16 protein-coding genes and 1 pseudogene are annotated in these 18,835 nt (G+C 71.3%); 4 read left to right on the forward strand and 13 right to left on the reverse strand.

Annotation, left to right across the window (positions count from 1 at the left end):
• Positions 1-49: 49 nt before the first annotated feature.
• The 3 genes from IE134_RS17025 to IE134_RS17035 all read right to left on the reverse strand — a co-directional run bounded on the left by IE134_RS17025 (position 50) and on the right by IE134_RS17035 (position 2,050).
• Positions 50-706 carry a DedA family protein gene (locus tag IE134_RS17025; RefSeq protein ID WP_098894323.1) on the reverse strand — a complete coding sequence of 219 codons (657 nt, stop codon included), beginning with the start codon at positions 704-706 and terminating at the stop codon, positions 50-52.
• 226 nt (positions 707-932) lie between these two features.
• Positions 933-1,295: a hypothetical protein gene (locus IE134_RS17030; RefSeq protein WP_030717887.1), complete on the reverse strand. Its 363-nt coding sequence runs from the start codon at positions 1,293-1,295 to the stop codon at positions 933-935.
• 140 nt (positions 1,296-1,435) lie between these two features.
• The gene (locus IE134_RS17035; protein WP_030717890.1) at positions 1,436-2,050 is read right to left on the reverse strand and encodes a TetR/AcrR family transcriptional regulator; all 615 of its coding nucleotides are present in this window, start codon (positions 2,048-2,050) and stop codon (positions 1,436-1,438) included.
• Positions 2,051-2,340: 290 nt separating this feature from the next.
• Between IE134_RS17035 and IE134_RS17040 the strand changes: the two genes are divergently transcribed.
• The 3 genes from IE134_RS17040 to IE134_RS17050 all read left to right on the forward strand — a co-directional run bounded on the left by IE134_RS17040 (position 2,341) and on the right by IE134_RS17050 (position 5,566).
• Complete coding sequence (locus tag IE134_RS17040; protein WP_189430936.1) at positions 2,341-3,774, forward strand: lipase family protein; 1,434 nt, start codon at positions 2,341-2,343, stop codon at positions 3,772-3,774.
• A gap of 261 nt (positions 3,775-4,035) precedes the next feature.
• Positions 4,036-4,863, forward strand: coding sequence for a class I SAM-dependent methyltransferase (locus tag IE134_RS17045; protein WP_189430938.1), 828 nt, complete (start codon positions 4,036-4,038; stop codon positions 4,861-4,863).
• Between the two features lie 76 nt (positions 4,864-4,939).
• Complete coding sequence (locus tag IE134_RS17050; protein WP_189430940.1) at positions 4,940-5,566, forward strand: class I SAM-dependent methyltransferase; 627 nt, start codon at positions 4,940-4,942, stop codon at positions 5,564-5,566.
• Between the two features lie 48 nt (positions 5,567-5,614).
• Here the strand turns inward: IE134_RS17050 and IE134_RS17055 are convergent, their stop codons facing one another.
• From IE134_RS17055 to IE134_RS17090, 8 genes are all read right to left on the reverse strand, one after another.
• A complete protein-coding gene (locus IE134_RS17055) occupies positions 5,615-5,887 on the reverse strand; it encodes a DUF3253 domain-containing protein (protein WP_030805414.1) in 273 nt (90 codons plus the stop codon).
• A 164-nt stretch (positions 5,888-6,051) separates the two neighbouring features.
• Positions 6,052-8,535 carry a glycoside hydrolase family 3 N-terminal domain-containing protein gene (locus IE134_RS17060; RefSeq protein ID WP_126931799.1) on the reverse strand — a complete coding sequence of 828 codons (2,484 nt, stop codon included), beginning with the start codon at positions 8,533-8,535 and terminating at the stop codon, positions 6,052-6,054.
• Positions 8,536-8,598: 63 nt separating this feature from the next.
• Positions 8,599-10,533, reverse strand: a complete 1,935-nt coding sequence (locus IE134_RS17065; RefSeq protein WP_189430943.1) for a glycoside hydrolase 5 family protein — start codon at positions 10,531-10,533, stop codon at positions 8,599-8,601.
• A 127-nt stretch (positions 10,534-10,660) separates the two neighbouring features.
• Positions 10,661-11,662: a LacI family DNA-binding transcriptional regulator gene (locus tag IE134_RS17070; RefSeq protein WP_030717906.1), complete on the reverse strand. Its 1,002-nt coding sequence runs from the start codon at positions 11,660-11,662 to the stop codon at positions 10,661-10,663.
• An 89-nt stretch (positions 11,663-11,751) separates the two neighbouring features.
• Complete coding sequence (locus tag IE134_RS17075; protein ID WP_030717909.1) at positions 11,752-12,579, reverse strand: carbohydrate ABC transporter permease; 828 nt, start codon at positions 12,577-12,579, stop codon at positions 11,752-11,754.
• Between the two features lie 13 nt (positions 12,580-12,592).
• On the reverse strand, positions 12,593-13,528 hold the full coding sequence (locus IE134_RS17080; protein WP_098017607.1) for a carbohydrate ABC transporter permease: 936 nt from the start codon (positions 13,526-13,528) through the stop codon (positions 12,593-12,595).
• Between the two features lie 32 nt (positions 13,529-13,560).
• On the reverse strand, positions 13,561-14,850 hold the full coding sequence (locus IE134_RS17085) for an ABC transporter substrate-binding protein (RefSeq protein WP_126931797.1): 1,290 nt from the start codon (positions 14,848-14,850) through the stop codon (positions 13,561-13,563).
• A 259-nt stretch (positions 14,851-15,109) separates the two neighbouring features.
• A complete protein-coding gene (locus IE134_RS17090) occupies positions 15,110-16,117 on the reverse strand; it encodes a hypothetical protein (protein ID WP_143668752.1) in 1,008 nt (335 codons plus the stop codon).
• Positions 16,118-16,589: 472 nt separating this feature from the next.
• Between IE134_RS17090 and IE134_RS17095 the strand changes: the two genes are divergently transcribed.
• The gene (locus IE134_RS17095) at positions 16,590-17,447 is read left to right on the forward strand and encodes a spherulation-specific family 4 protein (protein WP_189430945.1); all 858 of its coding nucleotides are present in this window, start codon (positions 16,590-16,592) and stop codon (positions 17,445-17,447) included.
• A gap of 84 nt (positions 17,448-17,531) precedes the next feature.
• On the opposite strand, the gene IE134_RS17100 is transcribed toward IE134_RS17095, so the two are convergent.
• Positions 17,532-18,473, reverse strand: coding sequence for a sigma-70 family RNA polymerase sigma factor (locus tag IE134_RS17100; protein ID WP_098017595.1), 942 nt, complete (start codon positions 18,471-18,473; stop codon positions 17,532-17,534).
• A gap of 39 nt (positions 18,474-18,512) precedes the next feature.
• Positions 18,513-18,835: pseudogene (locus tag IE134_RS34195) on the reverse strand (oxidoreductase); the annotation flags it as partial.

An 18,835-nucleotide genomic window follows, 5' to 3' on the forward strand; every position in this document is an offset into this window, starting at 1 on the left:
TGGGCCGCGCACCGCGCGCGGCCCCTTGACGGTCATGCCGGGAGAACGGTCATACGTGGTTGGTCTGCCGCTCGCCGCGTCGGGCACGCACCCGGCGGACGACCCACACGACGAGCGCCGCGACGACCAGCCCGAGCACCACCTTGGAGAGCACCCCGACGTAACGCTCCACGAGGTCCCATTGGTCACCCAGCAGATATCCGGCCATCACGAGGACGAAGTTCCATATGAAGCTGCCCAGCGTGGTGAAGAGAACGAAGATCGGCAGGGGCATCCGCTCGACGCCTGCCGGGACGCTGATCAGGCTGCGGAAAATCGGAATCATCCGGCCGAAGAAGATGGCCTTCCTGCCGTGCTTGAGGAACCATCGCTCGGTCTTCTCCAGGTCGGACACCTTCACCAGAGGGAGCCGGTCCCACAGGGCGTACATGCGCTCCCGGCCGAAGGCGGCTCCGATCCAGTAGAGCGCGACCGCGCCCACCACCGACCCCAGCGTCGTCCAGAAGAGGGCGGAGAACAGGCTGATCACTCCCTGCCCCGCGGCGAAGCCCGTCAGCGGCAGAATGATCTCACTCGGCAGCGGAGGGAAGAGGTTCTCCAGGGCGATCGCCAGCCCGGCCCCGGGGCCGCCCATGGTGTCGACGAGGCTGGTCGCCCACCCTGCGATGCCGCTCGTCGGTTCCGAGGCGAGGGAGAAGTGGTACATGTACGTCTGCTCCAGGACTGAGTCATAGGTTTCGGGTATCCCGTACGGCCCGTATCGCGAAGGAATTCCGCGGGCCACGGGCTGAGAAAGGGCTCAGAAATATGAAAGACGGAAGAGGAAATGCACAGCCGCGATGCGTGCGAAACGGGACGCCACGGCGCAGGTGAGCGAGCGGAAGATCAGCGCTCGCATTCCGGACGATCACGGGGTGATCGCACGGGATCGCTCAGCAGCGAAGGATCCGGGCCTGGGCGGGGCTTCGCGATCCCGAAGGCGAAGCGTGGTGCCGGGCGACGCCCGTCGAGCAGTCGTGCAGATCCGGTGCGGAAGAAGGAACGCCTGCCTGAACGGGGGACGTCGTCGTCGTGCTTCCCGCTTTGTGGCGCTGCTGGAGAGTGACGTCACCGTCCACGCCGTCCAGCGGAACATTCGGCCCCGATGTGTCGACGACGGACATGGCACGGTCCGCGGAATGCACTGCCGCGTCGACGGCCCCCAGGGCCTGGGAGGAGGAGCCCAGCGAGAACGCGGAAATCATCAGGAGCACGGCGATACCGGCGTAGAGGGCCAGCATCTCCCTGCAGCGCATTCCTACGCTCCTTGTCCCGGTCGATTCGGCCCGTAGAACGAACTGTCAAAGCCGCTCGGCGAATTAACGCCGCAGGACTGCACTCTAACAGCCCGAACTGAAGGGAACCTGAAGTCCATTTTCGCCCAGCGCCCACGGGGTCAGTACGGCAGGCCCTCCGCAGCGGCTCGCAGCGCGGCCAGGACGCACGCCGTGATCTCGTCGCCCGACGCCTCGGGATCGTCCGCGTACCGATGCGCGAACTCCTCCGCCGCCGCGCGCAGCGCGCCGTTGATCGTCGCCGCGTGCACCTTCGTCCGCAGGGCCTCGGCGCTGCCGCCGGATCTCCGGGCGAGGAGTTCCGCGAGCACCGGCAAGGCGTCGTCGTGGGCCTGCAGCCAGACGGCCCGGAGCGCGGGCTCCGTGGACGTCATACGGATCAGATCGAGGATGGCCGGAGCCGTGGGAGGCAGGGTCCCGCTCCGGCCGGACCGCGTCACGAAGTCCACCAGCGTCATCTCCGGCGGCCACGCGGCCAGCCGGTCCACGGCGAACTGGAGCCCCGCCGAGAGCACGGGCAGGACGCAACTCTCCTTGGTGGGGAAGTGCCGCCACAGCGTGCGGGACGAGATGCCCACGGCCCGGGCGATCTCCTCGCCCGTGGTGCCGGTGACGCCCTGCGAGGTGAACAGACGGACCGCCTCGCCCGCGATCTCCAGCCGGAGGGCGGCCCTGCGCCGCTGAGCGAGCGACGGTTTGCCGACGGCCCCCGCCATGAGTCCGTCCGCCTGGAGCCGGCCCTCAACAGGCGGCAGTTCGCGCACCTTCGCCCCCGGCTTCCGTCCCGTCCATGGCTCCGTTCCGTCCCGGAAGCATAGCGACCCGCAAGGGAAATGGCGCATGCAGACGTCTTGTCACTGAGTGACACACAGGCCTACGCTGCCGAAACTGACCAGCGAGTAACAAGGTTGCTCGGAAGAGGACTTGATGTGCGACGCCGTTCTCTTCTTCCCCCACCGAGCCGGCCACTTCCCCAACCCTCAGCACGAGAAACGAGGAACACACCGTGAGCCGCACGAGAACCCGTTTCCGTACCGCCGCCACCCCGAACCAGGACCTGGGCCCGGCCCTGGGCGCCACCCGGCCGGAAGAGGCCGGCCGCCACCGTCCCCCGATCCGTCTGCGCCTCCTGGCCTGCACTCTGGCCGCCGGGACCGCCTGCGCGGGCCTGTCGGCCGTCCCGGCGTCCGCGGCCGGGGCGCCGCCCGTCGTCTCCCGGGGCGTCACCATCCCGGAGTTCTACACGCCTCCGACCGAACTGCCTGCCATGAACGGGGCGTTGATCCGCACCGAAGCCCTGCCCCTAGGGCTGAACATCCCCGGCCTCGACGGCCGCCCGATGCCGGGCACCGCGACTCGCCTCATGTACAAGTCCACCGACTCCGCCGGGAAGCCCGTCGCCGTGACCGGCGCCTACATCGAGCCCTCGGCGGTCTGGAAGGGCTCCGGCCCGCGCCCCCTGGTCGCCGTCGCCTCGGGCACCATGGGCCAGGGCGACCAGTGCGCACCGTCCTTCGCCCTGCAGCACCCGCTCACCCTCAACGGCGACACCGTCTCCGTCGGCTACGAGGCGCTGGCCGTCTACCGGATCCTGGCCACCGGGGCGGCCGTCGTCGTCACCGACTACGTCGGCCTGGGTGCCACGGACCGCCTGCACACCTACGTCAACCGCCTCGACCAGGGGCACGCCCTGCTCGACGCGGCCCGTGCCGCGCGCTCCGTGCCCGGCGCCTCGGTCACCGCGGACTCCCGGACCGGCCTGTACGGCTACAGCCAGGGCGGCGGTGCCAGTGCGGCGGCCGCCGAACTCCAGCCCTCCTACGCCCCCGACGTACCCCTCGCCGGCACTTACGCCGGCGCGCCGCCCGCCGACCTGACCTCGGTCATGAAAGGCATTGACGGCAGCGCGCTCGCCGGTGCGCTCGCCTGGTCGATCAACGGGTTCGCCCAGTCCGACCCCGACCTGCGCGCGGTCGTCGAGGCGAACATCAGCACCACCGGGAAGGCCGCCCTGGCGGATGCCTCCACCATGTGCGTCGGCGACGCGATCTTCGGCTACGGGTTCGCCAGGAGCAGCAAGTGGACCACCAGCGGGAAATCCATCGGAGAGATCATCGCCGCCGAGCCGAAGGCCCGGGCCGCCCTGGACAAGCAGCGCATCGGAACGCTCAAGCCGTCCGGCCCCGTACGTCTGGCCACCGGCGTCAACGACGACATCGTCCCCCACGCCCAGGCCCGCCGACTGGCCGTCGACTGGTGCCGCAAGGGCGGCGACATCACCTACGACGCCGTCGTCCTGCCGAATCTCGGTGACAAGATCCTCACCAACCACCTGGTGCCTCTCCTCACCGACCAGGGCGAGGCGATCGGCTGGCTGACCGACCGGCTCGCGGGCAAACCGTCCACCTCCAACTGCTGGTCCATGCCGATCCAGCCCTGAACCCTGACCGGCACTCCGCACACCCCGGCGGGTGTCCCGCCGTGCACCGATCGGCCTCAGCCGCGGCGAGCCTCGGCCGCACGGGCGCCGGCCGGTGAAGGATGACCGCGGGCGGTCCCGGACCGGGGCCGCCCGCACCACCCCTGTCGCGTGGAGAGGCCCGGCCATGGAACTGCTCGACGACCCGCCGACCCCCGCCGTCGGCGGCCGAAGGCCAGGACGGAACAGGGGCGCCTGGTCCGGTGCCGTACGGGTGACGGCGTGAACCCCTCTCCTCCCGGGGACGCGCCGGGCGAAGGCCGCTACGGCGAGGCGTTCTTCCGCCCCGACCGGGCGGGGGAGGCGGAGCGCATCGACTTCGGTGCGCTCGCCTACGACGACATCACGATGGCTCGGCTCCGCGCGCTCGGCGCCGGACCGGGATGGCGCTGCCTCGACATCGGAGCCGGAACGGGCACCGTCTCCCGCCGGCTGCTGGGTGAGACCGCGGTGGCGAGCGTGCTCGCCGTGGACCGCGACGTACGGTTCCTGGACGCACGCCCCGCGCCCGGCCTGCGGACACTTCAGGCCGACGTCACCGCCACCGACTTCGCCCCCGGTTCCTTTCAGCTCGTCCACGCACGGTTCGTGCTGATGCATCTGCCCGAGCGGGACCGCCTGATCAGCCGGTTCGCCGAACTCCTCACGCCCGGCGGTGTGCTGGTGCTCAGCGACGCGGTCGACCTGACGAGTGAGCGGACACCGGCCACCCCGTACTCCACGGCGATGCGGGCGATGTGGCAGGGGCTGCGGGCCACCATCGGCACCGACGTCTCCTCGGTCCCGTCGTACCCGCACCTCCTGCGCGGGGCCGGGCTCGACCACGTGGCAGCCGAGATCCACGTCCCACCGCTGGTGCCGGGCAGCGCCATCAGCCGCTTCTGGTCCGACACCTGGCAGCGCAGCAGGCAAGCCATGGTCGCCACCGGCCTGGTCGACGACACCGGCATCGACGCCGCGGTCCGGTACCTGGAGAGCGACGCATGCGCAGCGCTGTCGGCCGGGATGCTCACGGCGTGGGGTCAGAAGCCCCAAGAACCCACGGGCTGACCGTACGGGCCGCCCCTGTCCCCCGATCTCCTATGCTCCCGCTGAGGGAAGAGCGAACCGGAAGGCATGCGGAAACATGACAGGGCAACGCGACCGTTGGGCGGAACTGACCGGTGGACAGGCGGGGGAGGAGTACGCGCGGCGGTTCGCCCGGCTCGCCGCATCGGGCCAAGACGTCCACGGCGAAGCCACCTTCTGCACCGCGCTGCTGAAGCCCGGGGCCCGTGTGCTCGACGCGGGCTGCGGCACCGGCCGCATCGCGATCCGGCTCGCCGAACTGGGCCACCACTGCACCGGCGTCGACGTCGACGCCTCGATGCTGGCCGTCGCACACCGCGAGGCACCCGCACAGGACTGGCTCCTCGGTGACCTGGCCCTGCTGGACACCCTCGGCCTGGACACGGACTTCGACCTCGTGCTCGCAGCCGGCAACGTCATCCCTCTCCTGGCCCCCGGCACCGGACCGGCTGTCGTCGGGCAACTGGCCGCCGTACTGCGCCCGGGTGGTCTCCTGGTCACGGGCATGGGACTGGACACGGCCCACCTGCCGTTGGAGGAAGCGCCGGTGACCCTCGCCCAGTTCGACCAGTGGTGCGCCCGGGCCGGACTGACCTTGCGGCAGCGTTACGCGACCTGGAGCGGCGACCCGTACAGCGACGGCGGCGGCTACGCGGTCAGCGTGCACACCCGCCCCGCCGTCTGACCCCTCACCGCTGATGCGGGGCGACCGGTCCGTGCGCCTCCGGGGACGTCAGCGGACGCGGCGGATCCGGATCGGCCCCCGGGCCTCGTCCGGCTCGACCGGCCGGCCACCCTGGGTGATCTCGACCCGGCCGGCTCCGACCAGCCGCCGAGCCGCCTGACGTGCGGGCTCCATCAGGGACCGCCAGCCGTCGTCGTCGCCCCCGTACACCGAGCGTGCGGCATCGGAGGGACAGATGGTCGCGGTCGGCCCACGCCGCTCCAGCAGGTCGAGGATCGCCTGCTCCAGACGCCGGACGGTCCGCTGTTCGTGCGAGGTCACCTCTCCATGGTGGCACCGATAGGCCGACGGCGCCCCGGCCCGCCCAGGCGCCCACTGGAGCGAGCGGGCGGGCGCCACGGCGACCACACCCTGCGGGTCAGGGCGACGATCGAGCACAACTCCCGGTCCGGGGCGTCCTTCGTGAGCATCGACCGCGCCGAGGTTTACGGGGACCGACGCGAAGAGCCAGGAGCTTCTGCGCCGGGGGCCGCCTCCGGCGGGGAAGCCCGCACCGTCAGTGGCACGCCCTGTGCACGGTCCGAGGACGGACCCGCCTCGATCATGAACTCCCCGGGCTCGACCACCCGTCGTCCCGAACGTGACACGGACCCCAGCACCCCCGCGTCCACCGTGAAGGAGACCTCCGCCCACTCCCCGGGTGCCAGGGCTACCCGTTCGAACCCGCGCAGCTCCCGTACCCGGGGCCACGACGACCCGCCGAGGACCCGGCGCACGTACAGCTGGACCGTCTCCCGCACCGGCCGCTCACCCGTGTTGCACACCTCGACCGAGCACACGACCGGCCCGTGAACCGGCCTCGGCCCGCGACCGGCCCCCGGGCCGTCATCGCGCTGCGGCCCGCCGCCGAGCCTCGCCCCGTCGTCGCGCCCCGTGCCGTACCCGTCACCGTGCTCCGGCGGGGGAGTCACCGCATGGCCCTCACCGGCGAACTCCGCCACTCCGACCGCCGAGCGGGACAGCCGCGGCACGCCGTACTCCACCGAGCTGTACGTCAGCCCGTGGCCGAAGGCATGCCGCGCGGTGGCGGGCTGGTCGACGTAGCCCCGGTAGCCGTGGTCCTTCCCGTTGTAGAAGACCGGCAGCTGGGCGGCCGACCGGGGCACCGACACCGGGAGCCGGCCCACCGGCTCCGCCACGCCGAAGAGCACGTCGGCCACCGCCCGACCGCCCCACGGCCCGGGATACCACGCACTGAGCACCGCCCCCACGCGGCCGGCCAGGTCCGGCAGCGCGTGCGGCCGCCCCTGGACCAGCACCACCGCCACGGGCGTACCCGTGGCGGCCACCGCGTCCAGCAGGGCCAACTGGCCTTCCGGCAGTGAGAGGTCCGCCAGATCCACTCCCTCGCCGCAGGTCATCCCGCCGGGGTCGCCGGTGACGACGGCCGCGCCATTGGCATCGAAATGCGTCTCCGCCGCCCGCGCACTCGACCCGCCGAGCACCACCACCGCGACATCCGCCCCCGCAGTGAGCGCGACCGCTTCGGGAAGGGCCGACCGGTCGCCCCCGACGAGCCCGCAGCCCCGCGCGTACACGACTTCTGTGCCCGCCGGGGCCGCCGCCCGCAGCCCGTCGAGGACGCTCACCCCGGTGCCGGGACGCTGAGGCGCCGTGTAGTCGCCGATCTGCTGCGGTACGGAGTCGGCGTTCGGGCCGAGAACCGCGATGCGGGCCCCGCCGGTGAGCGGCAGCGTGACGCGGTCGTGGGCCAGCAGCGTGACGGACTCCCGGGCGATGCGTTCGCTCAGCCGCTCCGGCCCGGCGGCCGGCGGCCGGTCACCGGTGTACGGCCGCTCGAAGAGTCCGAGCCGGAACTTCAGCGCGAGGACCCGTCCCACGGCCGCGTCGAGGACCGCCTCGTCGACCAGCCCGCCCTCGACGGCCTCGGCCAGCCGCGGAAAGCAGCCGTCCCACAGGCTCAGATCGGTACCCGCCGCCAGCGCCATCGCCCCGGCGGCCACCGGATCCCCGGCCAGCCGCACCAACCGGTCCAGCGCCAGGCCGTCGGCCAACACCAGACCCGTGAAACCCCATGTCTCGCGCAGGATCCCGGTGAGGAGATCCCGGTTCGCCGCACAGGGCAGGCCGTCGAACTCGTTGTACGCGGCCATCACCCCGGCGGCCCCCGCCCGCACCCCCGCCAGAGCCGCCTCCAGGTGGATCTCCCGCAGCTCACGCAGGCCCAGCTCGGTCGCCGCGCTGTTGCGGCCCCCGACCGCCGCGCCCTGCCCCGCGAAGTGCTTGAGCACGACCGCCGCCCGGTCCGGCCCGATCCGCTCGCCCGGCGGCCCCTGCACCCCGCGTACCAGCGCCTCGGTGAACCGGGCCGCCAGATAAGGGTCCTCACCGAAACACTCCTCGGCACGTCCCCAGCGCGGATCCCGCACCAGATCGAGCGCCGACACCAGGGCCACATGCCCGCCCCGCGAACGGAGCTGTGCCGCCGCGAGCGCGGCCGCCTCCTCGTACAGCTCGGGATTCCACGTCGCGCCGACCGCCAGATTGACCGGCATCAGGGTGCCGTCCAGGGCCTGCAGCCCGTGCGGCATCTCCTCCACCAGCAGGACGGGGATGCCGAGGCGGGTCCGCTCCACGACATGGCGCTGGACGGCGTCGGACACCCGCGCACCCTCCGCCGCCCCGATGCCCGACTCCGCCGTCACGCCCGACCAGGCGTCCGCGCGCTGCAATCCGTACAGCGCGCCCATCCCGTCGAACGCGGCCACCTCGGCCCGGAACGCCTCGGTGAGCCGATGACCGGTCGCCGTCCGCTCGTACGCGTCCCAGCCGTACATCCGCTGGTTGACCTGACCCACCTTCTCGTTCAGGGTCATCCGGCCCAGCAGATCCCGCACCCGGGCGGCGACAGGCGCGGCGGGGTCGCGGAAGAGCGGGTCATCGGTCATGGCGCGGATCTCCTCGGCCGGAAGCAGGGCAGGACGGTCGTACGGCGGGAAGGGCCGGGCCGCTCAACGCAGTTCGAGGACACGCACGCCGTACGGGGCCATCACCACGTCCCGCACCGGCTCACCGCCCTCCAGCTCATGCAACTCACCGTCCGCCACCGGTCGTACGCTCAGCTCCGCCTCGGACTGGCTCACCAGCCAGACGTACCGCGTCCCGTCCTCGTGGACGAGGGTGTCGGCGGCGACGTACGGACTGTCCACCGTCACCGGCCGCGCCGCCCCGGCGACCTCGGCGAGCGCCGCGTACAGCCGGTGCGTCTGCTCGGGGTTCGCGCGGGCCGTGCGGGCGGCCATGTGCTCCAGCGGGTAGGTCGCGAGCACGGTGCGGCCCTCGCCCGTCCCGTGGCACAGCAGCGCCGGGCGGCCGTGCGCGTCGGTGGCGACGACCCGGGCCCCCGTCGGCACCACCGGGAGGTAAGCGCGGCTGTCCTCGTTCCCCGCGACCGGGAAGACCAGCGTCTCGCCCGCCGCGATCGACCCGAAGCCCTCGGCGAACGTCATCTCCAGGACGTCGTCCTCGATCGGCTCCGCCACCCCGTAGGAGAGCTGGAGTTCGACACCGAACAGCCCGTCCAGATCGTCGAACCACGGGCCGCGCGTCCCCGGGTGCTCGCCCGAGCAGAACGACAGATACACGGTGGCCCCCTCACGGGCCCGACGCTCCAGCGCCCGCCGGGTGCGGGTCGTCAGCTGACGGGTCGACGGCAGCAGGTACAACGCGGCGTCGTCCGGCAGACCGTCGGCCTCCCGGGCGAACGCCACGGGCAGATCCGCGCCGCGCGCCGCCACGTACCCCTGATGCAGGGAGGTGAAGATCAGCGGCCGGTCGGCGGGCCGGCTGTAGGGGTAGCCGCGCTCCAGGAACGCGGGCACCACCAGCGCGGCGTCGGCGTCGGTGCGGCGGCACCGGGCGAAGTCCACCCGCTTCAACACCTCGGCGAAGGATGCCAGTTCACGCAAAGGCTCCTTGGGGCGGCCGGTGCTGTCGGTGATGCCGAAATGCATCTCGAAGGGGTGGTGGTCGTACGGGGACTGGTCCCAGAGGCCGTCGTAGTCCGTGTTGTTCCATGCGATCCAGCCCGTGGCCCCGCCGAGCAGCGAATTGTGCAGCGTCTGCCGGTAGAAGATCCCCGCGTTCGCCGCCGAGACCGTGTCGGTGGAGAGCCCGAACTCCTCCAGCACGACCGGCTGCCCGGTCACCGCCGCGAGTTCGCACTCGAACGCGGCCCGGTAGTGCTGGCGCGGCCGGTCCGTGTCCGAGCGGTAGACGTGCGGCCCCACGAAGTCCACGTACTCCGCCGTGTCCCGCAGCGAGAAGCCGTTGTCGCGGCCCGTCACCTCGATGCCCCACGCCCCGTCGCCGAGCGACACGGGCTGTGTCCCGCCCGCCGCGCGCACCGCGTCGCACATGAACTGCGCCCAGGCGGTGACCACATCACTGGAGGGCGGGTCCACCTGATAGATACGCCCGTAGCCCGGCATCTCGTTGGTGATCAGCCAGCCCGTCACCGCGGGGTGGTCCTTGAACCGACGGGTCATCTGCGAGACGAACCACGCCTGCCGCCCCACGAGCCACACGTCCTCGTAGAGATCACGCCCCCCGCGCCAGACCGGATCCCAGTTCTCCCCGGACATATGGCCGACGATGAACGTCGGCACGGTCCCCATCCCCGCCTCCGTATGGGCGTCGAGGAAGTCCCGGAACCGGTCGCACAGTTCCTCGTCGATCCTCCCCGGCTCCGGGTGGAAGTCCGGCCAGTAGAAGAACGACCGGGTCATCGTCAGCCCGTTCTCCCGCAGGACGGCCAGCTCCTCGCGCACCGTCTTCGGCTCGTAGTTCCGCCACATCAGCGGACCCCCTGTGCGGGACCAGAAGTTGGCACCGAGCCAGGGGAGCACGGAATGGTCATGGGTGAGGTGGGCGCTGTGGCGTCGCATGGTCCTTCTCCGGCGTTCTTCGGTGTACGGGATCGGTCGGCCGCCGTCGGGGCGATGCGAGCCGACCAGGAAGGGGTACGGGTGGTCCCGGCGGTCCGCGCGGGGTGCGAGGTGAACGGTCCATGGATCAGGGAGCGGCAGGCGCGGGGCCGGTCGACTCCCGGACGACCAGGCGCGGCCGCCCCTCCAGGAGCGCGGTGGGCACGTCCTCGCCGCAGCGGGCGAGCAGCGTCAGCGCGGCGGCCGCGCCGACCCGCTGCACCTGCTGGTCCACGCTGCTCAGGCGTGGGTGCAGCCAGCGGCCCAGGGGGAGGTTGTCGTACCCCACCACCGACACGTCCATGGGCACCCGGAGGCCGGCGCGCTGAGCCGCGCCCATCCCGCAGACGGCCATGGAGTCATTGGGGAAGACCAGGGCGGTGGGCCGGTCCGGCAGCGCGAGGAGTTCCTCGGTCACCGCGACGGCGGCCTCCTCGGTGAAATCGGTGTGCCGGACGGCGGCGGGCCGCAGCCCCGCCTCGGCCAGCGCCTGTTCGAACGCCGACCGCCGGGCACCGGTGTGCACCAGCTCGGCCGGACCCGCGACGTACGCGATACGCCGGTGGCCCAGCGCCAGCAGATGGGCGACGGCCTCACGGACGCCCGCGCCCTGCTGACCGAGGCCCACCCCGGGCACCGGGCCCCCGCGCTCCGGCGAGCCCAGCAGCACGGCGGGCAGGCCGAGTCGCCGGAGGAGGCCGGGGCGCGGGTCGTCCGACCGGGCCTCGGTGAGCACCGCACCGTCGATCCTGCCCTCGGCGACGAGCCGTTCGTACAGCGCGCTCTCCTCGGCCAGCCCCGGGACCAGATGCAGCAGCAGACCGTAACCGCGGGGGGCCAGCTCACCCTCCAGACCGGTGATCAGCTCGCTGAAGTGCGGGTCGACCCCGAGGACGTCCGTCGGGCGGCGCACGACGAGGGCGATCGTCCGGGTCCGCGCCCGGCGCAGGGCGGTCGCCGACGCACTGGGCGACCAGCCCAGCTCGGCCGCCGCCGCCAGGACCCGGCGCCGGGTCGCCTCCGAGATCCGCCCCGTTCCGTTGACCGCCTGGGACACCGTGGCGGTGGAGACTCCCGCCGCGGCCGCCACCGCTTTGATGGTCGGCCGTCCCGGGCCGGCGGATCCCTCTTCGACCGGGCCGGGAAAGCTTTCCCCCGGCCGGTCCTCACGACGTACCTTCACATCTTCACCGCCCCGCTGACGAGTGCCTGTTGCATGCGCTTCTGCAGCACGGTGTACACCGCCCAGACCGGGACCAGCGTCAGCACCGTACCGGCGGTCAGGATGCCGTAGTCCGTGCCGGTCAGGGACTTGAGGGTGGGCAGCGCCACCTGCACGGTGCGCTGCTCCGGGTCCGGCCCGATGATGACGAGCGAGTAGAGGTACTCGTTCCAGAAGGTCAGGAAGTTCAGCAGCAGGATCGTGGCGATCCCCGGCATGCACATCGGGGTGTACACATGCCGCAGCACGCCGAAGGTGGACGCGCCGTCGATCCGAGCCGCCTCCTCCATCTCGCGCGGGATCGTCCGCATGAACTGCACCAGGATCACCACCGACAGCGGCATCGCCGTCGCGGGCAGGAACAGCACCATGAAGGCCCGGGTGTGGAACAGCCCGGTCGCGGCGGCCAGCAGGAACGTCGGGAACAGCGCGGCGAACGTCGGAACCAGGAAGCCGAGCGAGAACACCCGCTCCACGAACGCCCCCAGCCTCCCCTCCGTACGGGCGATGGCGAACGCCGCCGGAATGGCCAGGCCCAGGGTGAGCGCAAGCGCCAGCGCCGTCACCAGCACCGAGTTGACGACGGCCGAGCCGAGGTCGGCCGAGGAGAACGCCTCGGTGAAGTTGTGCGCGGACAGCGAGGTCGGCAGCGCGAACGGGCTCCCGAAGATCTGGTCGTTCGTCTTGAACGCCGAGACCAGCAGATAGTAGAGAGGGACGACGAGCAGCGCCGCGTACAGCCAGGCCAGGACATGGGCGGGCAGCCAGGACCTTCCGAACTTCATGGAACCGCTCCGATCAGTAGTTCTGGCGGAAGACGCGACGGATGGTCAGCAGCCCGGCCAGACCGACCAGGAACAGGAACACACCCACGGTCTGGCTGTAGCCGAGGTCGGCCGCGATGAACGCCTTCTGGTACACGAGGAAGGACAGGGTCGTGGACGAGGAGCCCGGACCGCCCTGGGTGAGCAGCAGCACGTTCTGCGCCGAACCGAACAGGGTCCACAGGAACTGGAGCATCGTCACCACCCCCACGAAGTCCCTGATGACGGGGAAGTGGATGCGCCACATGGCCCGCCAGTGCCCGGCCCCGTCGAGCTGCGCCGCCTCCCCGATCTCGTCCGGCACGCTGCCCAGCCGCGCGGCGAACAGCACGGCGGTGAACCCGATGCCGCTCCACACGTCGAGCACGATCAGACAGGCCAGCGCGGTCGACGGCGAGGCCAGCCAGGCGTCGGCCAGCGATCCCAGACCCACCTTGTCCAGCACCCCGTTGAACAGGCCGTCCGGAGAGAGGACCGCATAGAACACCATCGCCTTGGCCGGGGTCGATATCAGGCCCGGAATGAACAGGAGGTAGCGCAGGACCCGGTGTCCCGGCGGCTGCTGCGCGACGTAGTACCCCAGCATGTACGCGCCGACGATCATCAGGGGCAGGGCGACGACGAGCTGGACGGCGGTGTTGGTCACCGCGTCCATGAAGACCGGATCGTCCAGAACGGTGCGGACGTTCTGCAGCCCGGCGAACGACACCGGCTGCAGCATGCCCGGCCAGTGCAGCGCGGCGATCACGAAAATGGCGACCAGCGGGCCGACCATGAAGACGAGGTACCAGACCAGCGCCGGCACGGCCAGGATGACCCCGCCCTGCTTGCGGCGCGGGGGAGCGGCGGGAGCGGACGGGGTCTTCCGGGCGACCGAGGCGCCGCCCGGGGCGGACGAGAGCAATGTCATGGGGGACTCGCTAAGGGCTCGGGCGCGCGGGATCAGCCCGTGCGGTAGGCGGCTTCGAGGGCGGAGCGCACAGCCGCTGCGCTCGTCCCCCGCGTGAAGGCGGTGCTGGTCGCGGTGATCAGCGGCTGGGTCGCCGTCGGCGGGACGTGGAGATCCGGCAGCAGCACCTGCCCGACCCGGTCCCCGAGCCGCTGGGCCTCCGCGACGAGCGGAAAGTCCTTGCTCACCGTGTCCGTCACCAGGGCCATGTCCCGCCCGCTCTCGGTGATGAAGCGCGAGACGACCTCGGGCCGGTACATGAAGCGCAGGAACTTCTCGACCGATGAGATCTTCCTGACCCCGTTCGGGCTGATCCAGAAGCCGATGAGGGTGTACGAACGCAGGATGGTCGGCTTGTCGTGGGCCGCCCCCGGGGCCAGCGGCCAGCCGCCGACCGCGGTGTGCCCCGCGGTCCTCGCCGGAACCTTCGCCAGCGCCGAGGACATCGCCGACTGGATCGCCGCGGCCTCGGTGTTGTACTGCGTGGTCATGGTGTCCGAGGTCAGCCCCTGCGCCTTGTCGGCGAAGACACCGGCGTCCCGCAGCTCCACGAAGTAGTCGATGCCCTCCCGTACGCCCCGGCTCCCGCTGAAGTCTCCGCTCGCGTAGACCTTCCGGGCCTCGTCGGGGGAGAGGAAGGTCTGGATGATCTGGGCCAGCAGCTTCTGCCCGGTCCAGTCGTTGCCGCCGACGGTGACGGGGGCGATGCCCTTGGCCCGCAACTTCCGGGCGGCGCCGATGAGCTGGTCACCGGTCGTGGGGACGGCGCCGACTCCGGCCCGCTCCAGCAGGGCGGTGTTGTACGCGACGGGCCAGTTGGTGGCGAAGTACGGAAAGGCGCGGAGGCGCCCCTCGCCGTCGGTCCACTCCGTGAGCGCGGCGGGCAGCACCCGCTCGCGCAGCCCCCAGTCGTCGAGATACTCCCGCACGTCGACGGTCGCGCCGACGTCGGTCCAGGCCAGCGTCTTGTCGTACAGGTTGACCATGACGACGTCCGGCTCCTTACGGGCCAGCCGGGAGGTCTCGTACACCTGGGGGAGGTCGTCGCCGTTCACGAGGTTCTTGACCCGGAGCCCGGGGTGCTCCGCGTGGAACTCCTTGACCACGGCCTTGTACGTGGGGGAGCCCGGCGCGGTCGTACCGAGCTGGGTGTGGACGATCAGGGTGCCCGGGTCGGAGTCGGCCGAGGCGAAGGGGGAACAGCCGGACAGGGCGGGGAGTGCGGCGGCGGCAAGGCCGGAACCTGCAGCGAGGAAGCCGCGCCGGCTCAGGGGTGAGCGCACAGCGAGATGTCTCCAACCGGGAGGGTGACGACTTTGGTTAATCGATATACCTGCGGGTTGCGAGAAACCTAAGGACACATTCCGCTTCGGTCAACCCCCGGTTGCACAGGGTGGAAACTCCGGCATTCCGGACAGGGGGGAGGGAGGGGTCATCGACGGCGCTCGTGGCGCCGTCGATGAACGCGATCGCCGCAGGCGGGCTGTCCGGCGCGTCCGGGCACCCGCACGGCGCCGTGGCGTTCGTGCCGTACGCGGTGCGCTACCCCAGGGTGACGTCCAGTCCGGAGATCTCTGCCTTCAGGTCGGCGCCCTTGGCGCTGTTCACCACCTGCACGGCCTCGATCTGCGAGGCGCTGGGAACCGCTTCGCCGTTGAGGTAGCCCCGGTACTTCGTCGCGATGCCGGAGAAGTCGACCTCCAGATGCCGGCGCTCACTGAGGGTCAGCTGCTCGCCGTGCACCGTCATCCGGCAGCCGTCGGCCGTCCCGTCGGCTTTGCGGCAGTTGTTGGACCACAGCACGCCGTCGTCATTCGGCCGGGAGAAGGGGCCCGGGTCGAAGTGGACGACGGAGATGACGTTGATCCCACGTGCTGTCCGGTAGATGAAGTCCGTGGTGAGCAGGGCGCGCTTCTCCTCGCAGGCGAAGCCGCCGGTCTGCTCGACGAGCGCGTCGTAGGCGACCTTCACCTGGCCGTCGGTGAAGTTGTAGGTGCTGCCGTCGGCCTTCCGTTTGAACGAACTCCCCACATACTCATAGGAGACGGCGACCTCCTTCAGTTCACAGTTCTGCGTCTGGCTGGCGGTATCCCTCAGGCCCCGGGAGTTGTTCTGCAGCACCAGCTTCAAAGGGGCGCCGGAATCCCCCTGAACCTGGTGGTCGTAGCCGGGATAGGCGCGCAGGCGGTCCTGCCCCCAGTTGTAGGTGACGAATCGCCATGCGGGGCACTCCACGCCCCGAGGGGAGGTGTAACCGAACCAGGTGCAGTCGGCGTTCACCCGGTTCGGGTGAACGATCTTTCCGCAGTCCCGGGAGTCGTTGCCGTAATTGCTCCCCGCGGTCTCGTTGGAGACGCTGTAGCAGCGCCACTTCATGCCGGGGTCGTACACGATGGACGCCGCGGACTTCACCGTCTGCGACAGGTGTCCGGCGGGCTCGGCCGCACCTGAGCCCGCCGAGGCGGAGGGTGCCAACGGCACGGCGGCCGCCGCGACCGCGGCCAGCGCGGCTGCAAGGCGTAAGGATTTCCAGGGGCTGCGGGATCGCATGGGGCGGCTCCGGTTGGGGTGTGACGGGGTGTGAGGGCCGGGATGCGCGGGCTCCGGCGCGGTCAACCTAGAACCGTTGCGGTGGCCGTGCAACGGCAACGAGCAAGAATCTTCTTATTCGATCACTGAAACACGCAGATTCGCGCACCCCCCGAACGTCCCGCGAAACTGGCACCCACGTTCCTGAAGTAAAACCAGCCACATTCCGCCGTGGAGAACGCGCTTTCCCTGGCGTAAACGCATGATCGGATGCGCTGTCCCACGCAATGACACGTGCAACCAGAGAATTTCTTCCACACGCTGGTTGTGCGCACTCCCGCCGGGCTCCTATGTTGACCCTCCCCGGAGCTTCCCCCTCACGTTCCGCATCCGGCTCCCCATTCGTTCGCAGGCCGCCCAGAACCCAACTCCGGCCTGCCATGCCCCGGAGGATTCGATGACTTCTCTACGTTCCGCTTTACGCTCGTGCGCCTTGGCGGCCGCGGTCGGCAGCGTCGCCGTAGCGGCCCTCGCCTCCCCCGCCGCCGGCTCACCACCGGCCGACGACGTCCGACCGGCATCGGCCTCTCCCGCGGCCCTGGCGCAGAAGGTGTCGGTACCCGCCTACTTCTACCCGGGGGCGACCTGGGACCAGCTGACCGGTGCCGGAAACCGCGTCGGTCTCGCCATCGCCAACCCCTACAACGGCCCCGGTACCGGCGACACGCAGTACACCCAGGCGATCCAGCGGGCCCGGTCCGCCGGCATCACCGTCATCGGCTATGTGGCCACCGGCTACTTCGGCACGACCGGCATCACGACCCGGAGCGGCTCGACCGACCCCGCCGAGTGGATGCGCCAGATCAAGAGCGACGTCGACACCTGGTACCGCCTCTACGGAAGTTCCGGTCTCGGAGGCATCTTCTTCGACGAGGCCCTGTCCCGGTGCGGAGCGGGCAACGCGGACGTCAACCGCTACATCGAACTGCGCTCCTACGTCGAGCAACGCCACGGTGCCGCGTCCACGGTCGTCGACAACCCCGGGACCGGCGTGGAGGAGTGCTACACCGCCGCCGCCGACACACTCGTCACCTTCGAGGGCAATGACGCCTCCTACCGCTCCCACCGCCCGCAGAGCTGGGAGGCACGCGTGCCCGCGGACAGGATCTGGCACATGGTCTACGCGTCACCTGACGAGATCACGCTGCGCACAGCGGTGTCCCTGAGCAAGCAGCGCAACGCCGGACACGTCTACATCACGCCGGACACGATCGCCGACGGCAACCCGTGGGACACCCTGCCGCCGGTCTCCTACTGGAACACCCAACTGTCCCTGGCCGCCGCCCCCTGAGGGCCATCCGACCGCCCGCCCCGCACTTCCCCGAAGCGGGGCGGGCACCCGCCGGCCCGGCCCGCCCGGTGATCCGACGGCCAGTCACCAGGCGTCGACGACCGGAACACCCGGGTCGTGCCGCCGCCAGGCCTCGTCCAGGCGCGTGAGCCGGTGTGCGGCGGCGATGCCGTACAAGGCCGCGACCTTGCCGTCGCCGACGTCGAACGCCACCGCCCCCACGACCCGGTCCCCGACCACGGCGATGACGGCCGGGGAGCCGTTGACCCGCGCGACGTACATCGCCGTCGGGCCACCGGCCAGCCGACGCTTCGCCGGAGTGGACTTGAACCCGGCCCGTACGAAGGAGGCGACGCGCTCCGGCGTCCGGTACCGCAGCAGCCGCCTGGCCAGCCCCGCGCCGTCCGAGACCGCCGTCACGTCGTCGGTGAGCAGCGCCACCAGCCGGTCCGTCCGCCCCGACGTGGCGGCCGCGAGGAACTCCTCGACCACCCGGCGCGCCGCCGCGGGGTCGGCCGCGCCGCCACTGCGGCGGCGTTCGTCGGCGAGCCGGGTCCGGGCCCGGTGGGCGTGCTGCTGGCTCGCCGCCTCCGTGATGTCCAGGAAGGCGGCGATCTCGGCGTGGCTGTACGCGAAGGCCTCCCGCAGGACGTAGACGGCCCGCTCGTTCGGCGAGAGGCGCTCGACGAGGGTCAGCACGGCCAGGGACACCGATTCCCGCTGCTCGAACGTGTCGGCGGGGCCGAGCATCGGGTCGCCGTCGAGGAGCGGTTCGGGCAGCCACGCGCCGGCCGTCCGCTCGTGACGCGCCTGCGCCGAGCGGAGCCGGTCGAGGCAGATGTTGGTGGCGACCTTCGTCAGCCACGCCTCCGGCACCTCGATCCGTTCGCGGTCCGCCGCCTGCCAGCGCAGGAAGGTGTCCTGCACGGCGTCCTCCGCGTCGGCCGCCGACCCGAGCAGACGGTACGCGAGCGAGGCCAGCCTTCCTCTGCCGGCCTCGAACGTCGCGACGGTTGCGCTGTCCATGCGGAACACCCTAGGAGGTGTCTTGCCGATCACGCCGGGCTAGGCGGCGACCCGCACACCGGCCCGGCCGGACGCCGGGGCCAGCCGCCGCCTGCGCTTCGGCAGGCCGAAGGTCGGGTGGGCGATACTCCATCCGGCGCTCCGGAGTATCCCCGACTTGAGCCGCGCCGCCTTCCGGCCGCCCAGATGCCAGGACTTCGACCGGGCGTCGGCGCCCACCATCTGGAAGATGGCGTCCCGGCGGCCGAGGCTGATGTGGTTGCCGACGTACTTCAGTCCGGTCGCCGGGACCTCATCGCCCGTCAGGCGCGCGATGATCGCGCCGGTGGCCTGCATATTGGTGAGCCCCGCCGAGGCACAGG

The organism is Streptomyces rubiginosohelvolus, from assembly GCF_014649875.1.
Taxonomy (GTDB): Bacteria; Actinomycetota; Actinomycetes; order Streptomycetales; family Streptomycetaceae; genus Streptomyces; species Streptomyces rubiginosohelvolus.

Bases quoted from the DNA above. Each gene is read 5' to 3' on its own strand.
- IE134_RS17065 (WP_189430943.1), bottom strand. From the start codon at position 10,533: ATGCGACGCCACAGCGCCCACCTCACCCATGACCATTCCGTGCTCCCC.
- IE134_RS17060 (WP_126931799.1), bottom strand. From the start codon at position 8,535: ATGACCGATGACCCGCTCTTCCGCGACCCCGCCGCGCCTGTCGCCGCC.
- IE134_RS17075 (WP_030717909.1), bottom strand. From the start codon at position 12,579: ATGAAGTTCGGAAGGTCCTGGCTGCCCGCCCATGTCCTGGCCTGGCTG.
- IE134_RS17080 (WP_098017607.1), bottom strand. From the start codon at position 13,528: ATGACATTGCTCTCGTCCGCCCCGGGCGGCGCCTCGGTCGCCCGGAAG.
- IE134_RS17100 (WP_098017595.1), bottom strand. From the start codon at position 18,473: ATGGACAGCGCAACCGTCGCGACGTTCGAGGCCGGCAGAGGAAGGCTG.
- IE134_RS17030 (WP_030717887.1), bottom strand. From the start codon at position 1,295: ATGCGCTGCAGGGAGATGCTGGCCCTCTACGCCGGTATCGCCGTGCTC.
- IE134_RS17035 (WP_030717890.1), bottom strand. From the start codon at position 2,050: ATGGCGGGGGCCGTCGGCAAACCGTCGCTCGCTCAGCGGCGCAGGGCC.
- IE134_RS17050 (WP_189430940.1), top strand. From the start codon at position 4,940: ATGACAGGGCAACGCGACCGTTGGGCGGAACTGACCGGTGGACAGGCG.
- IE134_RS17025 (WP_098894323.1), bottom strand. From the start codon at position 706: ATGTACCACTTCTCCCTCGCCTCGGAACCGACGAGCGGCATCGCAGGG.
- IE134_RS17090 (WP_143668752.1), bottom strand. From the start codon at position 16,117: ATGCGATCCCGCAGCCCCTGGAAATCCTTACGCCTTGCAGCCGCGCTG.